Origin of the sequence: Natronincola peptidivorans (assembly GCF_900111615.1) — a bacterium.
Lineage (GTDB): Bacteria > Bacillota > Clostridia > Peptostreptococcales > Natronincolaceae > Natronincola_A > Natronincola_A peptidivorans.
Genome location: NZ_FOHU01000049.1, coordinates 1 through 2,768, shown reverse-complemented (window position 1 = coordinate 2,768; position 2,768 = coordinate 1). Strand labels below are relative to the sequence as shown.

2 protein-coding genes are annotated in these 2,768 nt (G+C 36.2%); both read left to right on the top strand.

Annotated features, from left to right (window positions below; genetic code table 11):
- Positions 1-798 (top strand): hypothetical protein (locus BMX10_RS18155; RefSeq protein WP_170834893.1); only part of this gene is annotated, 798 nt, incomplete at its 5' end.
- Between the two features lie 1,689 nt (positions 799-2,487).
- Positions 2,488-2,768: S-layer homology domain-containing protein (locus BMX10_RS17630; protein ID WP_170834892.1), on the top strand; the 281-nt coding region annotated here is incomplete at its 3' end.

Below are 2,768 nucleotides of genomic sequence, written 5' to 3'. Positions count from 1 at the left end.
TTATCAGGGACAACCGACATATCAGTAACAGTCACAACAGGAGAAGAAGTTCAAGTAACGTTAGAAGATACAAAAGGTAACGTATCAGAGTTATCTGCAGCAGTAACAGTAGCCGCAGGGCCCACCGATACACAAGCCGATCAAGTGGCAATACGATGGGGGGGGGCAAAATACAAACTTACAAATGTAAGTGGCAACCACCTTGACGTAGGCGAAGACAAAAAAATAGCACTCTACTTTGAAGGAACAGTAGGCCAAGGCGATTATGCAGCAGTAGCAGGTGCTACACTAGATGATGGTGTTGGTGATGGAAAAACACAAGAAAATGGTGATCTTAACGATGAATTCGCACACGACAATGTAGGCAAGAAAGTAGCATATGCAATCCTGGATGATAACGGAAACGTATCCCCCTTGCTAATAGACCGAGGAGAAGTCACGACCATTGAAGCAGCAAAGCTAGATGTATCAGCACCCCTAGGCTCAGGAGCAGCAGCAAACTTAACAGTAACCTTTACAGCAGAAATTTCTAATGAGGAATTGAATGAAGAACAATTAAACAATGTCTTTCTTGTAACAAGTAATAGTGGTTTGGTTTCTGCAACAAACTCTGCAACTATTGATTCGCAACATTCAGTAATGTCCATAACATTTAATGTTACTGGATCCCCAACTGGTTCTACAGAGCAGATTTTCGTACGTATAGGAGCACATGCTGACACAAATATGATTACTACCACAACTGGTGGACACGTAGTAATTCCTAAAAATTCATCGGTTCTCGGGAAATTTAAATAGTAACCAAAAGAAATGTTTCTTCCAAAGCCTATTAACTAGGAAGACGTAGATTCTTCCAGGCCTAAGACCGGCCATATAGAATTTACTAGAAGAAGCTAAGAACAGAACCAGACGCAGTAAAAGAAGCAGGTTGTCAAGGGGAAGGGGTTGTTGACACAAAAGTGGGTTTTAAGGTGCCTGTGAAAGCTCCGAAAAAGCAGCATGAAAAACGAAGCTATCCCTATACCCGAATGATTATACAGAAAGCTTTGCTGTTTTTTAGAAAATTTCTCTAAAAAGTAGTTATATACAGGCATTATTAGCCTTAATATCCATCTAACTTATCTTTGGAGCTCTTTAGTTTGAGCTCCTTTTAAATTCAACACATCTAAGAGGAACATCTAGTTTTCTTCCTTTACTCTGCACTCTGGCATCTTTCAATTTATATAAGCATTGATCTCTTAGCTGGCATTGATCGCAGGATTCTTTGCTAAATTTAAATTCCTTAAACTTTTTATTATATGCTTTATGATGTTTTACTCTGAAATTTAGCGTAACGAGTATAGGTGGTTGGAGGAGCCATCAAGCTCTTAAGGAACTGGGGGTTTATGTTTTTGCTCTTAGTTTTTGTAATTATTTGCAGACTATTTAAAATTTATGTAATATTGTATATAAGATATTAAAGTGACACGGGGACGATTTGGAGTGACCCTCTGTGAGGGAAATAATTTCAAGGGCTTTACTCTTCCTCAATCTTTCACGAAAGATCTCAGTTCTTTTTATAAGCAATTGAGCTAGTCTTTTTGGAGCAGTGTGTTCCTTCTCTTTTTTCCTTATAATATCAGCAGGAAAAGTATAAAACCCATTCTCTGGATGCAATAATGAGGTGTCTGCCTGTAGCATTTGCTCGTATTCACACATATAAAGGGACTGTTTTTCATAAGTTTCCAGGTTGATAAACAGTGGTAGACAGTCGGCACAGATTTTGTTAAATTCTTGCTTCATCATTTCAATTTTCTCATGGCACTCAGAAGTATAAAGAAGACCGTTTTCATAGTCCTCTGAAAACATAAAAGCAGTTTTGGAATCAATACTGATAAAATTCGGGAAAAATGCTTCATAGGCTTCTGTTGTCGAATTTTCTGTTGTGTAATATACTACGTATACCTTTTCGAAAAAGGATAGAGGGAAAAGGGGACTGAGTATTTCTAAATTATGAAGCTTGTTTTTTCAGTAAAGTGTCCTTAAAAAGAACAATGTATTGTATAGATAGGTCTCTTTTATTATCGGTTATTTCATTTAAGTAAGATCCGAAGTTTAATATTTCATCCATTAGTAGTATCTTCCCTTCTGAAAATAATCTACTTCTATTATACAGCATAAAAAAATAAAAACACACTGTGTTTATATAAATTTCGGAATAAAACAAAAAAAATAATTACAAATATTTTAAGAAAATAATACAAAATGAAGTTAAAACTTGTCGGAATATATTGTAAAAAGCCAAAATGACATATATAATGGAGCTAGGAAATTAACATAGTTTTCTGCAAAGATACAGTTTATTTGACATTAGCTTGCTCAAAGGTAATTCAACTGATTAACTCAATGAAAGGTGGTGAAAGTTGAAACATAAGAGGGGCATAGCAGTTTATAGATATTACATAGATGTTTCAAAAAAACCACAGAAGAAAAGGGGGCAAAATAGCCGTGAAGAAAAAAGTAGCACTATTATTAATTGCATGTATGGTTGTATCTTCCCTAGGATTAACCTTTGGGGCAAATGCATCAGACATTGAGAATCACTGGGCTAAAGAAACTATTAAAACCTGGATAAGCAATGGCCTCATTAATGGTTATCCTGATGGCAGCTTTAGGCCAAACAATCCCATCACTAGAGCAGAGTTTATGGTGCTGGTAAATAAAGCCTTTGGATTCACCGAAAGGGCTGAAATAAGCTATAAAGATGTCTCAGAAGGAGAATGGTATTA